The sequence below is a fragment of the Limosilactobacillus sp. WILCCON 0051 genome (assembly GCF_039955095.1).
Classification (GTDB): domain Bacteria; phylum Bacillota; class Bacilli; order Lactobacillales; family Lactobacillaceae; genus Limosilactobacillus; species Limosilactobacillus allomucosae.
This window is the reverse complement of sequence record NZ_CP154878.1, coordinates 2,133,647-2,158,096: the sequence shown is the minus strand read 5'-3', so window position 1 is coordinate 2,158,096 and position 24,450 is coordinate 2,133,647. Positions and strand designations below refer to the sequence as shown.

Below are 24,450 nucleotides of genomic sequence, written 5' to 3'. Positions count from 1 at the left end.
GATGAAGTTTAAGCGAGTGGATGCGCCGCTGATCCTTGTGGTAATCGCGCTGGCAGCGATTTTATCGATTGTTTTGGCCGTTGTCTGGCATCAATGGCTGTTTTGGCTGGTGACGGTTTTATTATTGATCTGTTTGGGGCTGTATTTGAATGCATCATGGCGCGGCAAGGAGCAGATTATTGATGAAGCAATCAAGTATCTGCATCTGTCTTCTGATGCACAGGTACTCGATCTCGGCACTGATCAAGGGAATGTGCTGGTAAAGCTGGCCAAGCACTTGGCGATTCCAGGACATGCAACTGGCGTCGAAATTGGGATCAAATCAGATCAGTCAAATAAGTCACTTGCTCATGCCAAAGCCTGTCTTCAGACCGCTGCGATGGCAGATCGCGCTTCAGTGCAGGCAGCGGATATATTGAATCTGCCATTTAATGATCACCAGTTTGATGGGGTTTTGATTTGGATGACGCTGCACAAGGTCAAACCGACAATCAATCGCGCTCGTGCCGTTCAAGAAGCAGCTCGGACCTTAAAAAGCAACGGTACGCTGGCAATTATTGATTTTAAGCATTTTGATGAGTACCAAAAGATTTTAACGGGGCTGGGCTTTCATGATATTACGGTTCACCAGTGCGGCGTCAACGGCTGGTGGGGTGGTCCATGGCTAAGTACTAAAATCTTATTGGCCAAGCGTTTCTAGCCGCAAGCTGGCAGTTGCGCTGATGATTAAAAATATTGAAAATAAAGCGTTCAGCGGGTTTGAGGAACGATTGTCGCCTGTTGAGCGTTTTTTATGATCTTTTTTAAAATGCCGGTTGTTCTTTGGGAATGAAAAGCTTATCCTTATTCAGTATGCACTCGACAGGGAGGAAAGATTTTGAACAAGAGAACGAAAGGCATTCTGCTGGCCGTTATGGGAGCTTCTTTTTGGGGAACTTCAGGCGTTGCCGTGCAATATCTGTTTGGCGAAACGACGGTCAGTGAGTTTTGGCTGGTGGGGCTGCGGCTTTTAGGAGCTGGAACGCTGCTGCTGATCTTGGCCAGGCTGACGGGAAGATCGTCGACCAAGGCATTGTTTAGCAATCGTCATGACGTGCTGCAGCTGGTTTTATTTGCCTTTTTTGGGATGGGCATGTCGCAGCTGACTTATTTTGCGGCCGTCAAATACAGCAATGCCCCCACGGCTACGGTGATTCAATACTTGGCGCCAGTCATCATTATTGGTTATACGGCGGCGGCCCAGAAAATGCTGCCGCGCCGAATCGATGTAGTGTCGATCATTGTAGCCTTGGTTGGAACGTTTTTATTGGTGACTAATGGCAATCTCAATCATCTGGCATTGTCGCCGCAAGCATGCTTTTGGGCGCTTTTGGCTGCGCTGGCCAACGCAATCAGCACGATGGCACCTGGGCGACTGTTTGCCCGCTACGGCACGCTTAATGTCACGGCCTGGTCGATGCTGATCTGTGGCGTTTGTTTTATTCCGCTGTACTTTATCATGCCAATGCCGGCGTTAAAACCGTTAGACGTGGCCTTGATCGGCTGGATCATTATTGGCGGTACGCTTTTGGCCTATACGCTCTACCTGGCCAGCGTGCAGTATATCGATCCTAGTACGACAGGAATGCTGGGAGCTTTTGAGCCATTGGTGGCAACGATTCTGGCGGTGGCGCTTTTGCACACTCAATTTGGTCCGGTCAATATCTTGGCCAGCTGCCTGATTATTTTGGCAACTTTCCTGCAGATGATGCCGCTGCAGATCTTTTCGCATCGCCAGTCATTAAACTAGGCCAGATTAACGTATAAAACAGCAATCAGCGTTCAGACTGGCTGTGATCGATTTTGATCGCTAACTGCCGATACGGAATTTTAAAACTGACGATTGGATAATCAAAACAGAAAAGACGATGCCAGAACCGGCACCGTCTTTTTTATCTTAATGATGAACTATCGCTGTTTGGCGTTGGCTTTAGCTTCCATCCGCAGAATACTGCGTTCCTTAAACAGCAGGTAGATCAGCAGACATACAGCTAAGCCTGAAGCGGCGTAGATCGTAACAGCACTGGCTCCCCAGCCGTATTGTCCGACCAGATGACCGATCAGAGCCGTAGCCGCCGTTTCGCCAAAGACATATTGGAAAAAGCCCATAAAGCCGGTGGAAAGACCGACTGCATATTTTGGCACGGCTTCGTTGACCATCAATCCAACCAGCGTCAGCGGAGCATAGATCAGACTGCCCATGATAAAGAGCACGGCAACGATGACGGCGTGACTGCTGCTGGTAAAGTAGGCAATCAGGCACATGATCATGCCAATCACGCAGGCAAAGCAGACCAATGCCCGGCGTCCCTTCAGCATGTCGGAGATCGAACCCATGATGATAACGCCTGGGACGGCTGACAGTTCAAAGATCCCAACCAGCCATTTAGCCCAGTCAACGCTAAAGCCCTTGGTTGGCAGGTAGCTAGGAATCCAACTCATGATCCCGTAACGAACCAGGTAGATGGACATCGAGGTTAGAGTAACGGCCCAGACCACTTTATTCATCAAAATATCATGAACGAAAATCTGCCACAGCGACTGGTTGGAAAGTTCTTGAGCCGTAGACTGGCCACTTTCCGTCAGTTCGATCTGGCCGGTGTATTCGGCAATGTTTGGCAGGCCTTCAGTTTCTGGACGCTCGGAATTGATTAATAACATTAAGGTAGCGATAATAGCAGAGATTACCGATGCAGTCAGAAATACGGCCGTCAAAGAGCCAGAAAAGACGAAGGTTGCCAATTGAATGCAGGCAACGCAGGCAAACGCTCCGGCATTATGTGCTGATGACCAGATGGCATACATTACGCCCCGGTGCGTTTTTGAGAACCAAAGACTGATCTCACGCTGACAGGCAGGAGCTCCCATCGCCTGGGTTACGGCAATCAGCAGCATTAAGAACAAAATTACGTAAAAATTATGCGTAAAAGCAAGCAGCGCGTTGAACAGACATGACATATACAGTCCAAAAGCCAAGAAACGCTTAGTGTTGGACTTGTCTGACAAAGCCCCCATGAAAAGCTTGGCAATCCCGTAGCCAATCCCAAAGGTAGACAGGATCAAACCAATTTGACCAATCGTAAACCCATATTCTTTCATGATCGGCTTCTGCTCAGTCGTAAAGATCAAGCGAATGATGTAGTAAGAAAGGTAGGTAAAACAAGTCGCCAGCAATACGCCCAGCTGTTTGCGCCGGTAGACCCCCTCAATTTTGTCTTTGGGCACTTTTTGGGCAGCATCGGGTGACGGTTTTAAGAAATTAAACATATTATGACAATCCTTCCCAAATCATCAGGCCATCCGGAAGACCTGCTTTGATAAATCGAATTGAAACCGGTTTCAACAAAAGTAGTATAAAACAAAAACAAAATTTTGTGGCTAATAAAGACAAACCCGTAAAAATGTTAAGTTAAAGGTCATAGATAAGCTAATTGTTAGCGCAATCGCTTGCAATAATTAAGAAAAAGGTGCTAAATGATTATTTAATTTATGAAATTGGACTAAAAATAAAAAGTTGTATAAATAATCGTAAAATATAGAAAGGTAAAACGTTGGGAATAAAAAAGCCGTGCTGTGAACTAATCACCATGGTGTGTACCCAAAAAGTTGGAATTGAATATTAATTACTTGTAAACTGAATAAAAATTTTTCTTAGGCAACTAGCCGTGCTTCATATTGAAGTGGGGTCAGGTTGCCTAATTTTGTTTGTATCCGGCGGTGGTTGTAGTAGTCAATCCACTCTTCAATGGCTTGAGTTAAGTCTTCTTGATTGGCATAATCAGTGTCCGGCTTGATCTCTGCTTTAAGTTTGCTAAAGACGGTCTCGCAGGCGGCGTTATCCAGACACGTTGCTCGATGGGACATGCTTTGACGAATCCGACCATGCTTTAATAAGACTCGCCAGGCACGATGCTGATACTGCCAGCCTTGATCTGTATGCAGAGTTAATTGATACCCAGTGTGCGGTAAAAGATCGATTAGCTTGCGCAAAGGCTTAAGGCTGAATTCCAGGGTTGGATGCGTCCCGATTTCCCAAGTCAGAATCTGGTTGGTTGCCAGATCCTTGACAATTTCCAGATAAACCTTACTGCCGTCCTTAGCCTTCAATTCAGTAATGTCGCAGACCATCTTTTGATATTTGCGATTGCTCATAAAGCGACGACGGATTACGTTTTTAGCCTTCTTACCCGACGGACCTTTGGAAGAATCGTACTTGCGGCGGCGTTTGCTGTATTTCGTACATTGAAGGCCCATCTCACGCATCAAGCGGTAAATTCGCTTGTGATTGGGCAGTGGACGATTAATAATTCGGTAGTAGTCACGCACCTGCGCGCTCAGTCGACGAACGCCATAGTCGCCTTCAAAATATTCAAACAGGCCCTTGATGACGGATTTAAGCTCTTCTTCGGCTTCATTAGGGTGTTCAAATTTGGCCTGCCAATACTGGTAAGTTGACATAGAGATTGGCAGTGCTTCAATCAGGTCTTTCAAACGATATTTTGCCTTGAGGTCATAAATTACTTGGGCAAGTTCTTTTTTGGATGCTTTCTCAAGGCTGCCAATTTTTTTGAGGCATCGAGTTGAATCTTTAAGGATAAGTTCTCTTTTTGGAGAAGCTGATTCTGTTTTTTTAAACGTTGAATCTCTTTCTCGTGATTTGAGCTCATGTTTTGATTTCCTTCCTGGTCGTAGTTTTAAGAGGGCCGGTGCTCCATGTTCGTTGTACTGACGCTCCCATTGATAGACAGAGCCTGATGAACGAAAGCCAAAGTGGATACAGGTCTCTGGAATGGAAGCTCGGTTTTGTTGTTTCCACTTTACCAGATTTAAGCGGAAATCCCCAGTTACGGTTGGTGGATTCAATAGTTTTTCCTTGCCGAAACGTGCATAAATACCCACGCAGATTTGAAAGTCAAGCTTTGCAATCCCGTATTTGCGAGCGATCCCCCGCAGTGAACTTGCCGTTGTACAGTACTCTTCAATTGCCTTGATCTTAGTCTCTATGCTGATTTTGGTCATAAAAATACCCCCAAAGTTGTGTTTCCAACTTTGGGGGTACGGGTCACCAGCGCGGCTTTGAAGATTATTCAGTTGGCTGCTTTTTGCCATTCAGACCATTGCGGCAGAGGTAAACGATGGCGGCCAGAACTAAGACGCCCGCGCCAACGATTACTGAGATGCGCGTATCAGGGTTGATAAACATGAAGACAACGATCATGATCAGCATTGCAAACGCAAAGTAGTTTGAAAATGGATAAAGCGGCAGTTTAAATGGATGATCCTGCATCAGTTCAGGGTTATGCTGCCGGAATCGCAGTTCAGCCAGCAGAATCACAAACCAAGGAATCATCCCCGGTAAAACGGATGAACTGAAGACAACGACGAAAAGATCGGCGGTTGACTTGCTGAAGTATTCGGCGAAGATGTCTAAGACAAAGCCGATCAGAATCCCGCCAGAAATTCCCAGAATTGCCGCATCGGGAACCACGTGTTTGGAAAGTCTGCCAAACAGGCGTGGAGCATTACCTTCGTGCGCTAAGCGGAAAAGCATCCGGCTAGAACTGTAGATTCCTGAGTTGGCACCGGATAAAGCGGCCGTCAAAACTACAAAGTTAATGATTGAAGCCGCTGCGGTAATGCCGACTTTGGCAAACGTCTCAACGAATGGCGAGCCGACGCTGTCCAATTGATTCCATGGGTAGATCGTAACAATGACGAAAATCGCGCCGACATAAAAGATCAGAATTCTAAACAAAACGGATTTAACCGATTTGACCACGGCTTTTTGCGGATTGGCAACCTCGCCAGCTGAGATTCCCAATAGCTCGATTCCTTCATATGATCCAACGATGATCGACATTGAGAACATAAAGCCCTTAAAGCCGCCGGCGAAAAAGCCGCCATGAGCCCAAAGATTGCTAAAGCCAATGGGGTGACCGCCATTGCCAAATCCCAGCAGAATCACCAAAAAGCCTAGAATGATCATTAAAATAATCGTTACGACCTTGATCATGGCAAACCAGAACTCCAAGGTGCCATATGCTTTGGCGCTGGCCAGGTTGGCAAGTGCTAAAAAGAAGATGATGATCAGACCCGCAGCCCACGTTTGAGTATGCGGCCACCAGTATTTAAGATATTCGGTTGAAGCAATGACCTCTGACATGCCGACCACGATATATTCAAAAACGTTGGCCCATTCCGCCATATAGCCAGCCATTGGGTGCACGTAATGCGTGGCATAGTCAGCAAACGATCCCGTGCTGGGATTGACGTAGATCATCTCACCCAAAGCCCGCATTACGATATACAGAATCAAACCGACAAAGGCATAGGCCAAAAGTACGGAAGGCCCGGTCCATTTGATGGTTGATTTTGATCCCATAAACAGTCCAACGCCAATCGCGCCGCCCAAAGAGATCATTTCCATTTGTCCAGCCGTCATCGTGCGCTTTAGTTTTGGCGCGACGTGGTTTTTCTCACTCATGCTGTGTCCTCCAAAAATAAAAGAGCGATTCAAATTATGAACCGCTCATCATTAACGTTAAGCTAATCGGACGTTTGAGCAGCTGACCATAATTCAGATGAATATTTAATTAGTCATGAAAAAACTGCATAAAAACTCCTTAAAAATAACTAGCTACCATTATACCGGTTCTGGCGAAGAATACCATTTAAAATTAGAAAATTCTTAGAGCTGGTTATTTATCAGACAGTCTGTTTCAATCCTTTTAGCAATTAGCGTTATAATGTTCAATAAATTTAACGAAATGAGGAAAGAAAATGGCAGACTCAACGCGTTTTTATGAAAAATTTCAACCAGTCCACTACGACATCTACCTGGATATCGATCGCGCCACCAAGCATTTTAAAGGCATTACGATGATCAAAGGTAATGCCGTGGACACTAAGATTGCGCTGCATCAAAAGTTTCTAAACGTTACCAGCGTCCAGGCTGATGGACAGGACGTGCCATTCAGTTTCAGCGACCTTCAAGAAGCCATTCAGCTTGAACTGCCGCATTCTGGCGACGTGGAGTTAAAAGTAGTCTATGACGCCAAGCTGACTGATACGATGATGGGAATCTATCCGTCATACTACACGGTTGCCGGTCAAAAAAAGCAGCTGGTTGGCACGCAGTTTGAAACCACGGCGGCGCGGCAGGCTTTCCCTGGGATTGATGAGCCAGAAGCCAAGGCGACGTTTTCATTAGCCATCAAGTATGATGAACAGCCAGGCGAAACCATCATTGCCAATATGCCAGAAGATCATGTTGAAAATGGCGTGCACTACTTCCAAGAAACCGTCAAAATGTCCACTTACCTGGTAGCATTTGCGTTCGGCGAGCTGCAGAGCAAGTTTGCCAAAACCAAAAGCGGTGTTGAGATCGGTGTCTTTTCTACTAAGGCCCACCAGCCAAAAGAGCTTGATTTCTCATTGGATATTGCCAAACGCGCGATTGAGTTTTATGAAGACTTTTACCAGACGCCATATCCGCTGCCGCAGTCATATCAATTGGCCCTGCCAGACTTTTCAGCCGGCGCGATGGAGAACTGGGGTCTGGTTACTTATCGTGAGGCCTATATGCTTTTAGATCCGGACAATACGACGCTCAATCAAAAACGGCTGATTGCCACGGTCATCACGCATGAGCTGGCACATCAATGGTTTGGTGATCTGGTTACGATGAAGTGGTGGGATGATCTTTGGCTGAACGAGTCATTTGCCAACATGATGGAATACGTGGCCGTCGATGCTTTGGAGCCGGAATGGAACGTTTGGGAGATGTTTCAGACTTCTGAGGTTCCAATGGCGCTGCAGCGGGATGCTACGGATGGCGTGCAGTCGGTTCACGTTGCCGTTGATGACCCTGCAGAGATCGATACGCTGTTTGATGGAGCGATCGTTTATGCCAAAGGTGCGCGGATGCTGGTGATGGTGCGGGCGCTGCTGGGTGATGATGCGATGCGCAGGGGCTTGAAGAACTACTTTGCTGCCCATCAATATGGCAATGCCACGGGAGCTGATCTTTGGCAGGCATTGGGTGAGGCTTCAGGAATGAACGTTGGCCAGATCATGGAGTCATGGCTGGAGCATCCAGGCTATCCGGTAGTCGAGGTTAAGGTTGAAGATGGCAAGCTTATGCTCAGTCAGCGGCAGTTCTTTATTGGTGATGGTGAGGAAAAGGACCGTCTCTGGCAGATTCCATTAAATGCCAATTATGATCAGGCACCGGCGATCTTTAGTGAACAAAGCATGGTTTTAGGCGACTATGCCCAGCTGCGAAAACAAAATGGTCGGCCGTTCCGCATTAATGTGGGCGACAATTCGCATGTCATCGTTAAATATGACGAGACGCTGCTAAATGATATTTTGGATCACCTTGATGAATTGGGAGCCATCGATCAGTTGCAGCTGCTGCAGGATCTGCGTCTGTTAGCAGAAGGACGGCAGCTTTCCTATGCCCAGATCGTCCCGTTGCTGAGTCGTTTTAAAGACAGTCGCTCTGGAATCGTTAATGAAATGCTGTACCATGTGGCCAACAGCCTGAAAAACTTTGTCGAGCCGGCTGCCAAGACTGAACGTCAACTGCAGCAGCTGTTTGATCAACTCAGCGTCAAGCAGGTGCAGCGGCTTGGCTGGCTTTCACAAAAAGGCGAGCGCAATGATGATCAACTAACGCGGCCAATCGTATTGAGCGCGGCCTTGTATGCGCAAAACTCTGATGCAGTCAAGCAGGCGCATACATTGTTTGATCAGTATCAGGATCATCTGGCGGATCTGCCGGCTGACGTACGGGGACTGGTGCTGGCCAACGAGGTTAAAAACTATGGCAGCCAGGAACTGTTTAATACGCTGCTGGCGGACTATCAAAAGACTGCCGATGCTGGCTTTAAACAGGATATCTGTGCAGCTTTGACTAAGACGCAGGATGATCAATTGATTGCCCAGCTGATTGATCGTTTTGAAGATGCCGATACCATCAAGCCACAGGATCTGCGGGCTTGGTTTAGAGGCGTTTTGGCTAATGATCATGGTCAACAGGCAGCCTGGGACTGGATTCAGCAGGAATGGTCATGGCTGGAAAAGACGGTTGGCGGTGATATGGAATTCCCAACCTATATAACTGTAATCTCTCGTATCTTTAAGACTTCGCAGCGATTGATCGAGTTCAAGCGTTTCTTTACGCCTAAGGAAAACGACCCAATGCTGAAACGCGAAATTCAAATGGATGAAAAGGTGATTGCCAGTCGCGTGGAATTGATTGAAAGCGAGCAGGCTGCGGTCAATGCTGCAATTGCCGAGACGGTTGCCGAATAACGAAACAGAAACTAAAAAACTGGTAGTGGCGGATGTCATTACCAGTTTTTCAATAGAAATGAAGTATTTTTGATTAGCGGTTGGAAAAGACGTTTACGATATCAAAATCATCGCACAGCCAATGTTTACGGCAGAATCATGGTGGCGCTTAACGGGACTTGATTGGCTTAAAACTGGCATCTTTTGGCGGATGGTTGATAATCCTGGCAGTATGTAAGAACAAGCCTTTTATAATCTCGTGACCACATGCCTTGTGAAGAAAGTCCGGCTTTAGGCGGTTGAGCAGCAAGAAATTACCTACTATTGGCAGTTTTTTGACCAAAAGTAGGTACGTGCATAGCCGATTTGAAGTGCAAGAGAAAATCCGGACAAACTTTTAAAATTAAGCGGCCAACTGTTGATTGCGATATTCAACTGGACTCAGACCGTCTGTTTTTAAAGAGATACGAATATTGTTGAAGAACATAATATAGCCGTTTACCAGGCGCTTGAATTCCTCGATGTCACGAACAAGGGGACGGCCATTGAGCAGTTCAGTCTTTAGAAGATGGAAGAAGCTTTCTACTGGCGCGTTATCGAGGCAGTTAGCCTTCCGCGACATGCTTTGGGTAAAGTGATGATCGGCTAGTTTTTGGGTATAGTAAGGCAGCTGGTAATGCCACCCTTGGTCAGAATGAATGATCGGCCGGGCATTATCAGGCAGGTTTTGCAATAATTCATCAAGCGTATCAGTGATTAGTTTACGATTTGGATGGTCGCTGATCTGACAGGCCAGTACTTCTTTGGTGCCCTCATCAACCATTACTGAAATATAAACTTTTTGTTGATTAGCCAGTTGGGTCTGCGTGATATCGGTGTGAATGACTTTATAAGGCTGGGTTTCATCAAACTTTTGCTTAAGCAGGTTCTTGGCGGTTTTTCCAACGGTTCCGCGATATGAGGAATACTTGCCGTTGCGATTCTGATTATAGATTGCGACTTGAACCTTCAACTGAGCCATTAGTTTACGGATGGTTTCGCCAGCTAAATGAGCGTTACGCTGATCCAGTTTCTTCTGAATGCGCCGATAGCCAGCGGTATAGCGATCGCGGACAACGTAGCTTTGGGCGATTTCCATTATTAGTTTTTTGACGTTGACGTATTTATCATATGGATTTTTCATACGTTCGCATTCATCGTAATAAGATGAGCGCTTCAGATCGATTCGTGCTAACAGATCGCCAATCTTATAACGCCGCTCTTTGGGAAGTGTTTTTTGATATGCTCTGATCTCGGTCACTATTTTCGTTTTGGCTTTGACGCTGAGGCCTTGACCAGAGCTTGGACTTTTTTTGCGATGTCACGATCCATTCTGGCGTAGTAGAGCTCCTTCTTGGTTTTATCAAGTTCGGCTCTTAAGCGGGCGATTTCAGCCGCCATTTCATGCTTATTACGATCTTCCTTCGTCAGTTGTTGTGTTTCTTTTTGCTTATGCTCCATGGTTTTCGCTGCCTTCTCTTTCTGAGATGCCAAGGCTTCGTTGCCGTATCTTTGAGCCGTGTTTTTCCAGGAGCTGACCTGAGTAGGACGTACATCAAATCTTGCGGCAACTTGTTCCAAGGTTTCCTCATGAGTTTGATAGTAGTCTACCACATCTTCTTTGAACTTCTGACTGAATTTTCGTTTGTTGGGTTGGGTAATGATCTTTCCTCGAAGCCGATAGTTGCGGATCCACTCGCCAACCCGACGAGGATCAATGTCATATTGCCTGCTTAATTCGCTAATACTGATATCATTTTTGCGTTCAAGGTATTCATGAACGATTTTGCTTTTTAACTCTGGACTGTATATATTCATAAAATATCACCTGCAATTACTAAACTCTTTGTCCGGTAATTGTAGTCCACTTCAATTCGTTTCGCTTTACCTACTTTAGACATCTTTTCTGCGAATCGTAGGTAAACTTGTATATTCTAATGCTGATTGGGTTAGACCAACTTTGTGAATTACCTACTATTGGGCGATTTTTATCAAATAGTAGGTAATGTTAGGGTTCCCTAACTCGATATACATTAGTTTTTACCTACTTATACATTGATTTTTGCGAAAAGTAGGTAATGATGGTTTTGTCATATGTTTTATACAAAAATTTCTGCATAAGAGCCGCTATTTAAGCTGTTAATGACGGACCTAAACTGATCTGGATTGCAGCAGCGTCATAACTATGGCGAAATCAGTCCCACAGCCCCTCAAAGCGGGTATTGCCTTTAGAAGCCGCGGTGTTGGCATCGACCGGCTCGCCATTGCCATTAATGAAATGAAACGTCAGGCCATTTTGCGTATCATAGTCGATCAGCGTGGTCTTGCCTGAAAAGAACCAGCTGTCTTGATCATCGATATGATAGTTGATCTCATCGATAATAACCTGCAAAACCGGCTGCTTGGGCTCATCTTCTCTTTGATAGGACTGCTTGGGACCATAATTAACGTGTCCATTGCGGCCGCCAGTTGGAGTAAAGAAGCGCACGCCGCTACCAGGCTGCAGATCCAGCTGCTTGATCAGCCATTGTTGAGCGGTCTTTGAAATTTTTAGCTGCATTAAATCACCTGCTTTTGTTTGCTAGAAAATAATTGTTTTAAGATATTTGAGCAAGCTCTATTCGATTCGCTGGCGTCATTAAAGTCCAAGCTTAACCGATGACCTTAGAATATCGAGGTTTGGGCCGTTATGCAAATAATCAGTGCCTAAAGCAAGCTTTGAATTGAAACGCTGACTTTGCCAATAATTAACTGGCAATCAAACCAGCAGCTAAAAATCGATCAGGGGATTTTTGATTTTTGCTGATAGACAGAAAGAATTTTGCGTTAAGATAGAAAAGACAGTGTAAAGAAAGAATTATTAATAAGGATTGATATTTAAAATGAATAGACATAGCTGGAATAAACGCCTGCAGAGCCTGATTTTGGTGCTGCTCAGCCTTAATCTCAGCCTGCTGGGTCTCTCCTCGATTGTTTCGGCTGATGGCGAGGCGACTGAAGAATCAACGGTCGTCGCGCAAGACAGCTCGTCAGACAGCAACGGCCACCAATCAGGACAAAACGTGGGCACGAGCCAAGATGTTGATGCCAAGGCTGCGATTGCCATGGATGCTAAGACTGGACAGATTCTGTATCAAAAAAACGCGCAAAAACGGTATCCAGTTGCCTCTACCATTAAAATTCTCACGCTGGCCGTCATTGAAAAAGACATTCAGGCTCATAAGCTAAGCTGGGATCAAAAGGTAACGATCTCACATCCTGTGGCGGTAATGGCCAACGACTGGCGCTTTTCCAACGTGCCGCTGAATGAGGGCGAGAGCTATACGATTAAGTCATTGGTTGATTCAATGATGCTGGTTTCAGCTGATGGCAGTGCCGAAGCGCTAGCCTTAGCTGATGCCGGCAGTGTGGCCAAGTTCAATGCCAAGATGCAGCAGGTGGCTAAAGAAGCTGGCGTAACCGATGCCAAGATCTATAACATGATCGGGCTCTCAAATGGGGATCTGGGGACTTTGCGCTTAAAAAATGTCTCCAAAAACGCCGAAAATCAGATTTCTGCCGTTGATCTGGCTAAGATTGCCAGTTGGCTTTTGAACCATTATCCAGATGTCGTCAATATTACCAAGACGGCCCAAGAAGACTTCCCAGTCAGTGATTCACAGACATATCACATGCAAAACATCAATCTGATGATTAAGGGAGCGGCTCTGGATCGAGCAGATGGCGAAATCGATGGCTTAAAGACCGGGACGACTGATTCAGCCGGCAACTGCTTTGTCAGCACCGGAACGTTTAGCAACCGCCGTCTGGTTACGGTAGTCTTAAACGTTCCTGGCGACTTCAATAATCAGTTCCAACAGACCAATAACCTCTATAATCGCGTGCTGGGTCGCTTTGCACCACAGACGATCAAAAAAGGTGCGCTGATCAGAGTCGGCCAAAAGAAGGCACGAGCAGCTAAAACAACGACGCTGTGGCTGCCTAAAGATACCAAGCTTGAAAAAAAGACGATTAAGATAAAGGGAACGCTGAAAGGCAGCAAGCTAACGCCTAACGACATGCCACAGGTTTCCCTGAAGCTAAAGTAAAAGCAAAAGCGCTGATTCAGACTGTTCCAAGCCTGCATCAGCGTTTTTATGCTAAATCGGTAAAGCAGTGTCGATCCTAAACTGCTGGATCTATTTGTTTAAGATCTTGCTGGTTGATTTAGCCAGCTTTTCGATTGTATTTTCGCCATTTTGCATTGAAGAATTGTCATCAGTGTAGACGGCAATCGTATAGCTGTCGCTGGCGCCATTGTTACCTGGGATGTAGCCGATACTGTTAATGATCCAGCCATCGTCTTCGTCCAGCCAGCCGTTTTTTAGGTAGAAATTGGTGCTGCCGGCTGAAATTCCCCATTGCTGATCGCTTTCAACGTTTTGCATCAGATTGCGGATATACGACTGCTGGCTGGTGCTCAAGAGATTGGATGAATAGAAGATGGCGTTCAGCAGTTTAAGCTGGTCGCTGGGGGTAGTAGTTGAAAGTCCCCATTCTTCATGGGCCTTAGATTCAGTCATTCCCAGTTTGTCAAAAGTCTCCTGCAGGCCGCTTTTTTCGCCCAGCTCAACAAACAGTGCCGAAGCGGCGGTATTGCTGCTGTTTTCAATCATGGCCTGGGCATTGGCCTGCTCGCTGCTGTTTAATGTACCCTGTTTCATCAAGAGACCGACCAAAATTGAGACCTTGACTGTGCTGGCCATGCGATATGAATGATTTGCAGCATTGGATGCCGTGTAGGTCTTTTTGGTTTGATTTGAATAGACGGCAATGGCCACGTGCCCGTCAGCCTGCTGCAGGGTTGGTTTCCAGGCGTCCTGCAGCTGGGTGTTGCTGTCGGCAGTCGATGAGGAGCTGTTAGAGACTACCTTTTGGACGATTTTTAAGGGCGATGACAGTTTAACGCTGGCGTTGCGGGAACCATTCAGACCAGGAATCAGCAAACCGGCCGTACATCCTAAGGCAACCAATATTAAGATGATCGTCAGCCATTTAAAAAGACGATGCCTTTGATTGGGTTTAAACTGAGTTTTTCGTGCTGGTCGCTGGTTCATTACAATTTCCTTCCATGATTTTTTTATTTAGAATATAAAAACTTTTGTAAAGACTAAAATAGTTTAACACCTCAAATTGAAGAATTCATGAATTTTGAAGCAGTTATGCCATGGGTGTAGGCAAAAGCTTTGTCACAGATTTTGAATTAACCTAAAGTAGATATCGTGATCAACATTGTTAGCTTAAGGAGTAATTTATGACATGGATGGATGATCAGCTGCGAGCTGACTTGCAAAATGGCTTTATCGACAGCAGTCGTCCGGCTGGCGCACTGGGACCAGAAATCTTAACCAATCGGCAGGGCAATACGATCTTTAACGAAATAAAAAATGAGCTGCGCACCTGTACGCACTTTAAGATGGCAGTTGCCTTCATTACGCCGGCTGTTTTAGTGCCAATCAAGTCGATCATGATGGACCTGGCGCAAAAAGGAGTTGGCGGTGAGCTTTTGACGGGAACCTATCTGCAGTTCAATTCTCCTAAGGTCTTTGCTGAATTGATGAAGATTCCTAATTTGAAGGTGCGCTTGACTGAAGAGGTTGGCTTTCACCAAAAAGGCTACTGGTTTGACCATCAAGACTATGAGACGTTGATCATCGGCAGTGCCAACCTGACGATGGACGCGCTTTTAAAAAATGCCGAATGGTGTCTTAAAGTCAGCTCTAAGCATCAAGGAGCCGTTGTGCAGCAATTTGCAGCTGAGTTTGGCGATCAATGGCAGGCGGCGGTTCAATTAAACGCGGCATGGCTGACGGCATATCAAAAAGGCTGGCAGGCACCAGTCTTAAACTCAGCATCGCAAACGAGCCATTCTGATCAGGTTATGCCCAATGCCATGCAAAAAGCCGCCTGCAAACGAATTGAGGCGCTGCGCCAGGCTGGTGAAAAGCGGGCCTTGGTGATTTCAGCAACGGGGACAGGGAAAACGTATTTGGCCGCGTTTGCCGTTCAAAGCGCCAAACCTAACCGCGTCTTGGTAGTTGCCCATCGTGAGCAGCTGCTCTTAAAGGCACGGGCCAGTTTTCAAAAGATCATTGGCGGTCAAGATCAAGACTATGGCTTTTTTACCAGTCAGCAGACGCCTGGTACCGCGCGATACGTATTTGCCACGGTTCAGACGCTGGCAAGGCACTTGGATCAGATTGGGCCTGCTGATTTTGATTATGTGATTATTGATGAGGTCCATCATGCCGGTGCAGCCAGCTATCAAAAAATCATCAACTGGCTGCAGCCGCGCTTTTTATTGGGACTGACGGCTACTCCGGATCGAACCGATGATTTCAACGTCTATGCTTTGTTCAACTACCAGCTGGCCTATGAGATTCGGCTTCAAGAGGCGTTAAGCGAGCGGATGCTGTGCCCATTTCAGTTTGTCGGCGTCAGTGACTATGTCTGGCAGGGGCAGACCGTTAGCGAAAAAACGCCGCTCAAACATTTGATTCAGCCTGAACGGGTGGACTGGATAATCAAAGTGGCTGACTATTATGGACATGACGGGGATGTCTTGCATGGCTTGATTTTTTGCTCGCGAACCAAAGAAGCTCAAGAACTGGCTATGCTTTTGACGCAGAAGGGGTATCCGGCGCAGGCGCTAACGGGACAGGATTCGGCAGCCAAAAGAGAGCAGGCGGTTGCCAGACTGCAAGCCGGTGAGCTGGTCTATCTGATCACGGTTGATGTTTTTAATGAAGGGATCGACATTCCCTGCGTCAATCAAGTGATCATGCTGCGCGATACGCAATCGGCAATCATTTTTCTGCAGCAGCTGGGACGTGGCCTGCGTAAAGCACCAGGTAAGCAGTTTTTGACAGTGATTGATTTTATCGGCAACTATCAGCACAACTATTTGATTCCCCAGGCACTGACTGATGATCATTCCCACCAGCGCAGTCGGGCGCTACAGACGCTGCGTGCCGAGCCAACCCTGGGAATTTCAACGATCTCGTTTACTCGCCTGGCCTATGAGCGGATCCTGGCGTCGGTTGAAAAGGCTCAGCTGACCGGGATGAGTCTGCTCAAAAGCGAGTTTAGCCAGCTTAAGCAGCGTCTGGGAAGAACACCATTGATGGCTGATTTTCAAAGAGCGGGAATCCTTGATGAAAGCATCTTTGCAGAAAAGTTTAAGACCTATCCGCGCTTCCTTCAAAAAATGGAAGCAACGGTCAATCTCAATCCTCAAACGGAGCCGGTTTTACAGTTTTTGACTGAAGAATTGGCCAATGGCAAGCGCCAGCATGAACTGATTTTATTGGCAATGCTGACCAAGCAGTCAACGATTACAGTCGCTGATTATCAAACGCAACTGCATCAGAATGGCTGTTGGGTTGATGACGCGACTTTGGCATCGGTTAAACGAGTATTGACGCTGGAATATTATCTGACTAAAGGCAAGATCGGCAGTCGGATCCGCTATGGCAATCAGCCTTTGATTATCATGGCTGGTCAGCAGATTCAGCTGCACCCCCAGATTCAAAACTATCTGAGAGACGCTGAGTTCAGGCTGTTTTGGAATGATGCCATTGAAACCGGCAGACTGCAGGCCCAAAAATATGATCAGAAACAGCCGCTGACGCTCAACCAGCGCTATACCCGCATGGATGCCGTCAAGCTCTTGAACAACGCGCAATACATGGTGCCTAATGGAATCGGCGGCTATTATTTCATGGGTGAGACGGGGATTTTGTTTGTGACCTACCACCACTCAAATACGCGGGCCGCGATTGACTTTGACAATCAGTTTCGCAGCCGGACGCAGCTTTCTTTTTATTCCAAGACCAACCGCACGCTGAACAGCCGCGATGCCGAGAAGCTGCTGAATCCCAACGCCAGCCTGCATCTATTCGTTAAAAACTCGGATGAGCAGGACCAGTCGCAGTTTGTCTACCTTGGTCTTTGCCAGGTTATGCCGGGATCTGCTCATGAGTTTTTGCAAAAAGGCACCAACAAGCCGATTTTTGGCGTGGAGCTGTTGTTAAAGCATCCTGTTGATCAAGCACTTTATCTGGCCTGGCAAAATGAAGGAGCGGCTCATCAGTTCTATCAAGAGAATTCATAAATAAAATAAAAAAAACGCGACTCAGGCCTCAGCAGGGCTTAAGTTGCGCGTTTATATGGTATTTAACGGCGTTTGGCATGGCGGACAGGGGGGGTGATGTTGTTGAGCTGCCAAGTCAGTTCATCAATCGTCATGATCCGCGGATTATCGTCCCACTGGCGGCTGTCAGAAAAGTCGGCAACATCCCAGTAATGATTGAGCAGGTTGAGACCGTCTTTGCTGATGGCAAGGTAGGCGTCTTCATGAACCGCGATTGCCAAGCCGAAGTTGATCAATGCCCGCAAGCGATGCAGAGCCGCCGGATTGCTGAGCAGCTGATGATTGATTAAAACGGCGTCGTCATTAAAGCGCAGCGGCTCATTGCCAGTCTGGCCCAGCTTTTCCAGCATGGCCAGCCAGACGAAATGCCAATAGCCAAGCTTGATGCTGCCAAATTGCGGCTGCTGGAAATTTTTTCTGAGACTTGCAACCAGCTCACGATGACTGCCATAACGGCGCAGATCAAAAGAAGCATCGGCAAAGCGGCGCGAGCGTTCATTTTCATGCCAGGAAAAACGCAGATAAAACAGCCGCTGACCATGCAAAACGTTGGCGTAGATGCTTTCGGTCGACTTGGCCTGATTAAAGGCAATCAGTTCGTAGTCGCGGTTGGGCAATGCGGCAATAATGGCATGGTGAATCTCATGCTGCCAATCGAGGGTTGCTTGCGCGGTCATTTAAAACTCCTCCTCTAGTGATGCTGACCTAATTATAAGCCAGGTTTTTATTCATTCTCAAACCTAAACTGCTGCAATGGTATGTTTTAGAGGCTGTCTTTTGCACAATTGGCTAAGAATGCCTGCTGACTCGATTGATTGGCGGAATTGTTGCCGTCCAATGCGGTATAATAGTTTTTAATGATGTTTTGAAGGGAGTTTTTGCAATGGATACCAAACAGTATAAATTTGTTGGCAAGGACTTTGATATTGAAGCGGCCCCAACCAAAATCGACGGCTATAACGATGAAGACATGGCCATGGTTGAAAACGTGAAGGGCCAGATCGAAGCCAATCTAAAAAAACTGAAGAAATTTCAAAAGAAGATGTATTCAAGATCGCGCTATGGCGTCGTCTTGGTCTTTCAAGCGCTGGATGCTGCCGGCAAGGACAGTATGATTGCCCACATCTTTTCTGGAATTGATCCGGTTGGGTTTACGGTCAATAACTTCAAGCAGCCCAGCAAGACTGATCTGAGTCACGACTATTTGTGGCGAATCCACCAGAAACTTCCTGAACGCGGGGCAATTGGTGTTTTGAATCGTTCCTACTATGAAGACGTTTTGGTTTCGCGGGTGCATCCTGAGCTGATTCTTAATGCCAACCTGCCAAACGTCTTAACGATTGATGATGTCAACGATGCCTTTTGGGATGGCCGCTACGAAGACATCCGCCAGTTTGAGAAATACTTGACGCGCAACGGTTATGTCGTTTTGAAGTTCTTCTTGCACGTTTCAAAAGGCGAGCAGAAGAAACGGTTTGAACGGCGCATCACCATGCCGGAAAAGAACTGGAAATTCTCGGCTTCAGACATCAAGGAGCGTCAATACTGGGATGAATACCAGCTGGCCTATGAAAAAGCCATCAACGAAACGGCTACCAAAAAGAATCCTTGGTACGTAATTCCCAGCGACAGCAAGTGGTACTCACGGCTGGTCGTCTCGGATATCTTGACCAATCGGCTGGGCAAGCTGGATCTTGCTTTCCCCGAAGTTACCGCTGAGCAAAAGGCGGCCATGGATGATGCGCTGCAACGCTTGGAAAACGAAAAAGATTAATCAGTGAGGAAAAATATGGGCCTGGTAAATTCATTTGATCAATGGCAGAAAATAACCGTGCCGCTTGACAGCTACCTTAGTCTCAAACAGCTTAACGATGGTCAGTGTCAGTGGGAGCTGATTGAAAAAAGCCATGCGGCACCAGTGATTGCAGACTGGCAGCACCGGCCGGCAAACGAGTTCAGCCATTTGCAGACCAAGCGACTGTACCAGAGCCTGGCACCGTTGATTCAAGATCAAACGGAGCGCCGCTGGTTTGTGGGCGAGCATCCTTGGTGGGACTGGTCATTTAATCTAAAATTTCTAGAAGATCTGACGCCAGATGATCCGCTGAATCAATGGATTGAAGAAATGGCCGACAAGCTGGATGGCTATTTGGAAAAGCAGCGCTATCAGCAGGCGGCTGCAATGATGGCCGGAGTGTTAGTCAAGAAGCTGCAGATATCGCCAACCCTGATCGAACCATACGCGGTCTATCTAAAAGCCAGCGCGCATCAATTTGCCAAGCACGGTTTGACGAGCGATCGCCATGTCACGGCAGCTCAGTTAAAAACAGCTGCTCATCATCTCTTAAATCGGCAGTGGGATCAGCTGCAGCTGGATCTCCAAAATATCAATGCCTGGTGGGACTGAGCCTTGTATAGCGGCTGGTGAAAGGAAATGCTTAGGCGTGAAATTGATGGGTTATTGGCCAGACAAGTGATCTTGATTAGAAAGCTTTGCTGGAGGATAAAAAACAGCGTTGGCGGAATGCTGACTATCAATGAATTGATGAATTTAGTTGCACTTGGCAGCAAAGTTTCATACAATAAATCCGTATACTATATACACACCTATTGCGCGACCCCTGCCTGGCTGACTAGTTGGACAGGGGTCGTCTTAGTCTAGGGGAGATTGCAATGAAAAAACGCAGAATTGTTTTGACTGTTGGGGGCATTTTGGCGCTGATCGGGCTGATTTTATTGGTCTGGGATTTTCGGCGCGAACTGATGCTGGTGGTTGACCCAACCGTGGCGCACCGGCATCAATTGATGAAGCTGATTCGTTCGCATGGGGCAGCTGATATCGTGCTGCTAACCATTGTGATTGGCCTTTTGAATGCGATCCCGGGGATGTCCAATTCGCTGCTGTGCATCCTGGCTGGTCTATGCTATGGACCATGGATCGGTTTTGCAATGAACTGGGTCGGCAACGTCTTGGGCAGCTGTCTGGTCGTTGAGCTGATCAGGCACGTCGACGTTTCGAAAAAAATCAAGACCAGTCGCCTGCTGACGGCACTGACCGATCAGCGGCATCCTTTGATTGGTTTGACGATTGGCTACATGATCCCCGTAATTCCCAGCGTTTTGGTAGATTATGCCGGGGTTAGGATGAAGCTTGATCGTGGGCATTTTCTGCTGATGATTGCCGGTGGAATGCTGCCAACCTCTTTTTTGTATGCGTTTGGCGGTGATGCACTGTTTAATGCTGATTTCAAGCGCTGCAGCGGGGCATTGGTCGCTCTGCTGATTCTGATCGCCATGTATTTCTTGGTTCGACGCCGGATGAAGAAGCCGGCCCGTCCAGCTGCTTAACGATTTATAAATTATAAAGCTAAAAACACCCCGCTTGGCAGTTGCCAGACGAGGTGTTTTTATAATGACTATTGATTCAGGTAAGCTAAAAAGCGTTGATAGTCTTGATCGACCTGTTTGGAATATTGAACCGCCCAGTTGGCCAAGCCTTCATCCAGCTGTTTTTGCTTGCGCAGATAGCCGGCAATGCGAGGAGCGGTAGGACTTTGGAAATGCGCCATGGCCAATAGGAAACTGCAGATCTCGGCATAAACGCTTAGACTTTCAAAATCCAAGCGGGTCGCGTCAATTGATTCCTTCATATCTCGGAATTGGCGCAAGTAGTAGCCGCGACCATCAAAATGCGTACTGCCGAGGAAAGGATCGGAAGCTGACTGCAGAACCTTTTGTGCCGTAACGATTCGCCGCCCAGCATTCAGACTGCTTTTGATGGATTCAGCAACCGGCATGGCCAACAGATTATAGCGCAGCGGCAAAGCTTCTTTCATCTGCAGGACCAGATGACTGCCATCAATCCCAGTCAGCAGCAATAAAAAGCAGCGTGTGCCAAAGCTGCCAACGCCGACGCTGTAGCGAATCACGTCAGAAAGATGGTAGCTGGCCAGCAAAACGCGGATGTCTTCTCTGACGTAGTTGCGATAGCTGTTGTAGGCTGCTTGAATCTGTCTGAACGTGTGGTCGCTGACGTGGCGGGCGCGAGGTGGATTCTCACGGAAGATCAGATGGCCACGCAGATCAAGCGTTGTAAATTTTTTAATGACCGTTTCTGAGTTGTTCTTATGGCTCTTTTTGAGAATTCGATCGACGATGCGGCTCATTTCGGCACGATCGTTATCCTCCAGCGAGTTCAGCGTTTGAATCATATCATGAATCTCGTATGAAAAATAAAAGCGCTGCAGCAGGGTGAGCGTCTCGGCATGCTTGACGCCGCGCCGATAAACCTTGCACATGCTGCTTAAGAGCGTCTGCAGCCGATCTGGCTCAAAATCGTTCTGCAGGCCAACCAGGTAGGTGCTGACCAAAAGACGCTTTAAGTCGCTTTCCCAATTGCCGATCCGAGATTCATCAAAATCATTGAGATCAAACAGCAATTTGCGTTCTGGCGAGGCATAGAAGCCATAGTTTCCTAAATGGGCATCACCATTGATAATGATTGAGATACCGCTTTGATACTGCTGCTTAAGGTCTTGTTCCATTAATTCCGCGGTGCCGCGAAAAAAGGCGAAGCGGCTGGCGGCCATGCGTTGATGACGCAATGGCAGCAGCTCAGGGATCATCTTGGCTTCGGTCAGCTTGATCAAATTGATCGGATCGCGCTGAACGGGGACGTATTCACCGAGCTTTTCGACTGGAACTTGGCGGCGCTGCAGCTTGCCATCGGTTTCCAGTTCGGCTTTTGTGGCGTTAACCTGGATTTTTTTTAGGTCAAAAACATCCAGAGGCTGATTGAGCATCACTGACAAAACTTCCTTCACATGTTTTTCAGCTGCCATACCGTTCCGTGAGCATTGATCCGCTCATCAAAGCCTGCCCAGACCTGACAAGGATCATTGAAGAAGCGCAGAGTCAAGACGTGTTCGCCGTCGTTGACGAAGATCTCGGCTAGCGAATGATCGATAAAGACGTCAAGCTTTAAAGGCTGATCGGCTGGCAGCTTTACGCTTCTTACCGTGCCAAAGTCAGGAGCGACAGGTTGGCCGGCATGACTGCGATCTACGCTTAGTTTACCAGTCCGCGTGTCAAAACGCACCTGTAAACCGGCAGAAAGATCCTGGGCAGCTGCTAAAAAGATCGTGCCAGCTTGGTCGGCAGCGATATCGACGCTCATCTCAAACTGACGGCCAGTCTTGATGTGGCTGACGTTGCCATTAAACGATTCAGCCTGGCCGCGCAGTTCTTTCATTGCCGCAACTGGTTTTTGAAGCAGGCGGCCGTTTTGATAGTGCAGTTCTTTAACCTGGCTCAGACAGTTGGCCCAGTTTTCCGTGTCAGTAGGATAGGAAAGATCTGGCAAGCCTACCCAACTGATGGCATAAGCCTTGCCATCTGGCGCGTTGAAGGCCTGCGTTGCATAGACGTCAAAACCATCATCCAGGTTGACGGGAATCTGCGAGCTGTTGATCAGTTTAGCCTTTTCATAGTCGAAATCGTCACCAATCAGATACATGTTCGGGTAGATGTTTTCATAATCCGCTACCTTTTTATCCAAGCCTTGCGGACAAAAAATCAAAACGGGATGACCGTCAACGTCGATCAGATTGGGACATTCGCACATATAGCCCATTGAATCGGCCATACAATCAACATAGCCGACTTCTTGCCAGCCAGTCGTAAGCTCATCGCTGACCCATAGATCGATGTGTCCTTCCTGAGTGTCTTTTTCCTGTGCACCAATGATGGCATAGTATTTTCCATCATGTTTCAATAACTGTGGGTCTCTAAAATGCTCGCTGATGTGATCGGGATTGACGAACAGCGGCTGGTCCAGCTTGACTACCTGATTCTGTTTGTCCAGCCAGGCTCCCAGCTGATAAGGCGTTCTTTGCCAGTCAGCGTCACGATGATTACCGGTATACATTAAGAACAGCCGATCATCAATTACACGGGCCGATCCTGAATAAGCGCCATGACTGTCATATTCAGTGTCCGGTGCCAGGGCCAGGCCATGATTCTGCCAATGTACCAGGTCCGGTGACGTCATATGCATCCACGACTTCAGACCATGAGCGGCACCAAATGGGAACGATTGGTAAAAAACGTGCCATTCATTATTGTAATAAGAAAAGCCGTTTGGATCGTTCAGCAAGCCAGAGCTCGGCCGCACGTGATAATGCATCTGATAAGACGAATTGGCGGCCTGTGCCTGCAGTTTCAGCAGTTCTAAGGCGCTGTGCTTTTCATAAGGTAAGTAGCGTTGCTCGCGAGTCCATTCCATAATCTCAACCCCTCTGTCAATTTGAAAGCGCTGTTTTACATTCTAATTTTAAGGAGTTGGCGGCTTGATGTCAAACGTTTATCAATCAATGCTTGCGGCCAGTTTCATCTGACAATGAGGAATATTATCCAATAGGTAGATCTCGGATGTCTGCTTAAAGCCAAAGCTGCCATAAAACTTGGTTAGATATGCCTGCGCTTCAATCTCAACGTCAAGACCTGGAAAATGCGTTGAGATATAGTCTAAGACGGCTTTGAGCAGCTGATTGCCCAGCCCCTGCCTGCGGAATTTTTCAACGACCAGCACGCGACCAAACGTTACGTAGTCTTTTTTGGGCATGATGCGCGCGTAGGCCATCAGTTCATTGGTCTGATCATCTAGCATCCGCACGTGAAAGCATTGATAGTCTTCGTCATCGACTTCTTGATAATAGCAGGTCTGTTCAACGACAAAAACGCGGGTCCGTTCCTTAAAGATCGTAACCAGTTCTGGCGGCGTCAGTTCATTGGTCTGTTTTACGTCAATCATGATAAAACCTCCTGTAATGTCAGCTTGAATTAGCGTTATTATTTACTTGTAGTCTAAGTATAGGTTTTTAGCA

General features: G+C 47.1%; 19 protein-coding genes. 8 read left to right on the top strand and 11 right to left on the bottom strand.

All coding sequences use genetic code 11. The annotated features are described in order from the left end of the window. Position 1: 1 nt before the first annotated feature. Both ABC765_RS10095 and ABC765_RS10090 read left to right on the top strand, forming a co-directional pair. Positions 2-700, top strand: coding sequence for a methyltransferase domain-containing protein (locus ABC765_RS10095; protein WP_347964063.1), 699 nt, complete (start codon positions 2-4; stop codon positions 698-700). A gap of 177 nt (positions 701-877) precedes the next feature. Continuing rightward, complete coding sequence (locus ABC765_RS10090; protein ID WP_347980369.1) at positions 878-1,789, top strand: EamA family transporter; 912 nt, start codon at positions 878-880, stop codon at positions 1,787-1,789. A gap of 158 nt (positions 1,790-1,947) precedes the next feature. Here ABC765_RS10090 and ABC765_RS10085 read toward each other — a convergent pair whose 3' ends face one another. The 3 genes from ABC765_RS10085 to ABC765_RS10075 form a co-directional block, all read right to left on the bottom strand. Continuing rightward, a complete protein-coding gene (locus tag ABC765_RS10085; protein WP_347980368.1) occupies positions 1,948-3,306 on the bottom strand; it encodes an MFS transporter in 1,359 nt (452 codons plus the stop codon). Positions 3,307-3,690: 384 nt separating this feature from the next. After that, complete coding sequence (locus ABC765_RS10080) at positions 3,691-5,058, bottom strand: IS3 family transposase (protein WP_347964342.1); 1,368 nt, start codon at positions 5,056-5,058, stop codon at positions 3,691-3,693. Positions 5,059-5,122: 64 nt separating this feature from the next. Further along, the gene (locus ABC765_RS10075; protein WP_347980367.1) at positions 5,123-6,523 is read right to left on the bottom strand and encodes an amino acid permease; all 1,401 of its coding nucleotides are present in this window, start codon (positions 6,521-6,523) and stop codon (positions 5,123-5,125) included. 296 nt (positions 6,524-6,819) lie between these two features. Here ABC765_RS10075 and ABC765_RS10070 point away from each other — a divergent pair, with 296 nt between their 5' ends. Next, positions 6,820-9,357, top strand: coding sequence for a M1 family aminopeptidase (locus ABC765_RS10070; RefSeq protein ID WP_347980366.1), 2,538 nt, complete (start codon positions 6,820-6,822; stop codon positions 9,355-9,357). Positions 9,358-9,739: 382 nt separating this feature from the next. Here the strand turns inward: ABC765_RS10070 and ABC765_RS10065 are convergent, their stop codons facing one another. From ABC765_RS10065 to ABC765_RS10055, 3 genes are all read right to left on the bottom strand, one after another. Then, entirely contained in the window at positions 9,740-10,636 is an 897-nt protein-coding gene (locus ABC765_RS10065; RefSeq protein WP_347953351.1) for an IS3 family transposase, read from the bottom strand. Continuing rightward, positions 10,636-11,193: a transposase gene (locus ABC765_RS10060; protein ID WP_347980000.1), complete on the bottom strand. Its 558-nt coding sequence runs from the start codon at positions 11,191-11,193 to the stop codon at positions 10,636-10,638. Before ABC765_RS10060 ends, ABC765_RS10065 begins: the two co-directional genes overlap by 1 nt. A gap of 376 nt (positions 11,194-11,569) precedes the next feature. Further along, the gene (locus tag ABC765_RS10055; RefSeq protein WP_347964060.1) at positions 11,570-11,935 is read right to left on the bottom strand and encodes a Fe-S cluster assembly protein HesB; all 366 of its coding nucleotides are present in this window, start codon (positions 11,933-11,935) and stop codon (positions 11,570-11,572) included. Between the two features lie 409 nt (positions 11,936-12,344). Here ABC765_RS10055 and ABC765_RS10050 point away from each other — a divergent pair, with 409 nt between their 5' ends. Further along, entirely contained in the window at positions 12,345-13,463 is a 1,119-nt protein-coding gene (locus ABC765_RS10050; protein ID WP_376752324.1) for a D-alanyl-D-alanine carboxypeptidase family protein, read from the top strand. 90 nt (positions 13,464-13,553) lie between these two features. Here ABC765_RS10050 and ABC765_RS10045 read toward each other — a convergent pair whose 3' ends face one another. Continuing rightward, the gene (locus ABC765_RS10045) at positions 13,554-14,471 is read right to left on the bottom strand and encodes a serine hydrolase (RefSeq protein ID WP_347964058.1); all 918 of its coding nucleotides are present in this window, start codon (positions 14,469-14,471) and stop codon (positions 13,554-13,556) included. 197 nt (positions 14,472-14,668) lie between these two features. Between ABC765_RS10045 and ABC765_RS10040 the strand changes: the two genes are divergently transcribed. Next, positions 14,669-17,527 carry a DEAD/DEAH box helicase gene (locus ABC765_RS10040; protein ID WP_347980365.1) on the top strand — a complete coding sequence of 953 codons (2,859 nt, stop codon included), beginning with the start codon at positions 14,669-14,671 and terminating at the stop codon, positions 17,525-17,527. Positions 17,528-17,589: 62 nt separating this feature from the next. Here ABC765_RS10040 and ABC765_RS10035 read toward each other — a convergent pair whose 3' ends face one another. Next, a complete protein-coding gene (locus tag ABC765_RS10035; RefSeq protein ID WP_347980364.1) occupies positions 17,590-18,243 on the bottom strand; it encodes a hypothetical protein in 654 nt (217 codons plus the stop codon). A 206-nt stretch (positions 18,244-18,449) separates the two neighbouring features. On the opposite strand from ABC765_RS10035, the gene ABC765_RS10030 reads away from it, so the two are divergent. The 3 genes from ABC765_RS10030 (at position 18,450) to ABC765_RS10020 (ending at position 20,914) form a co-directional block, all read left to right on the top strand. Beyond that, entirely contained in the window at positions 18,450-19,340 is an 891-nt protein-coding gene (locus tag ABC765_RS10030; protein ID WP_347953799.1) for a PPK2 family polyphosphate kinase, read from the top strand. Positions 19,341-19,355: 15 nt separating this feature from the next. Then, complete coding sequence (locus ABC765_RS10025; RefSeq protein WP_347980363.1) at positions 19,356-19,973, top strand: hypothetical protein; 618 nt, start codon at positions 19,356-19,358, stop codon at positions 19,971-19,973. 266 nt (positions 19,974-20,239) lie between these two features. Next, on the top strand, positions 20,240-20,914 hold the full coding sequence (locus ABC765_RS10020) for a VTT domain-containing protein (protein ID WP_347980362.1): 675 nt from the start codon (positions 20,240-20,242) through the stop codon (positions 20,912-20,914). Between the two features lie 68 nt (positions 20,915-20,982). Here ABC765_RS10020 and ABC765_RS10015 read toward each other — a convergent pair whose 3' ends face one another. The 3 genes from ABC765_RS10015 to ABC765_RS10005 all read right to left on the bottom strand — a co-directional run bounded on the left by ABC765_RS10015 (position 20,983) and on the right by ABC765_RS10005 (position 24,377). Further along, positions 20,983-22,368, bottom strand: coding sequence for a DUF2252 domain-containing protein (locus ABC765_RS10015; protein WP_347953796.1), 1,386 nt, complete (start codon positions 22,366-22,368; stop codon positions 20,983-20,985). Positions 22,369-22,385: 17 nt separating this feature from the next. Next, on the bottom strand, positions 22,386-23,849 hold the full coding sequence (locus tag ABC765_RS10010; protein ID WP_347980361.1) for a sucrose-6-phosphate hydrolase: 1,464 nt from the start codon (positions 23,847-23,849) through the stop codon (positions 22,386-22,388). Positions 23,850-23,930: 81 nt separating this feature from the next. Then, positions 23,931-24,377 (bottom strand): GNAT family N-acetyltransferase, encoded by a 447-nt coding sequence (locus tag ABC765_RS10005; protein WP_347980360.1) that lies wholly within the window; start codon positions 24,375-24,377, stop codon positions 23,931-23,933. Positions 24,378-24,450 lie beyond the last annotated feature (73 nt).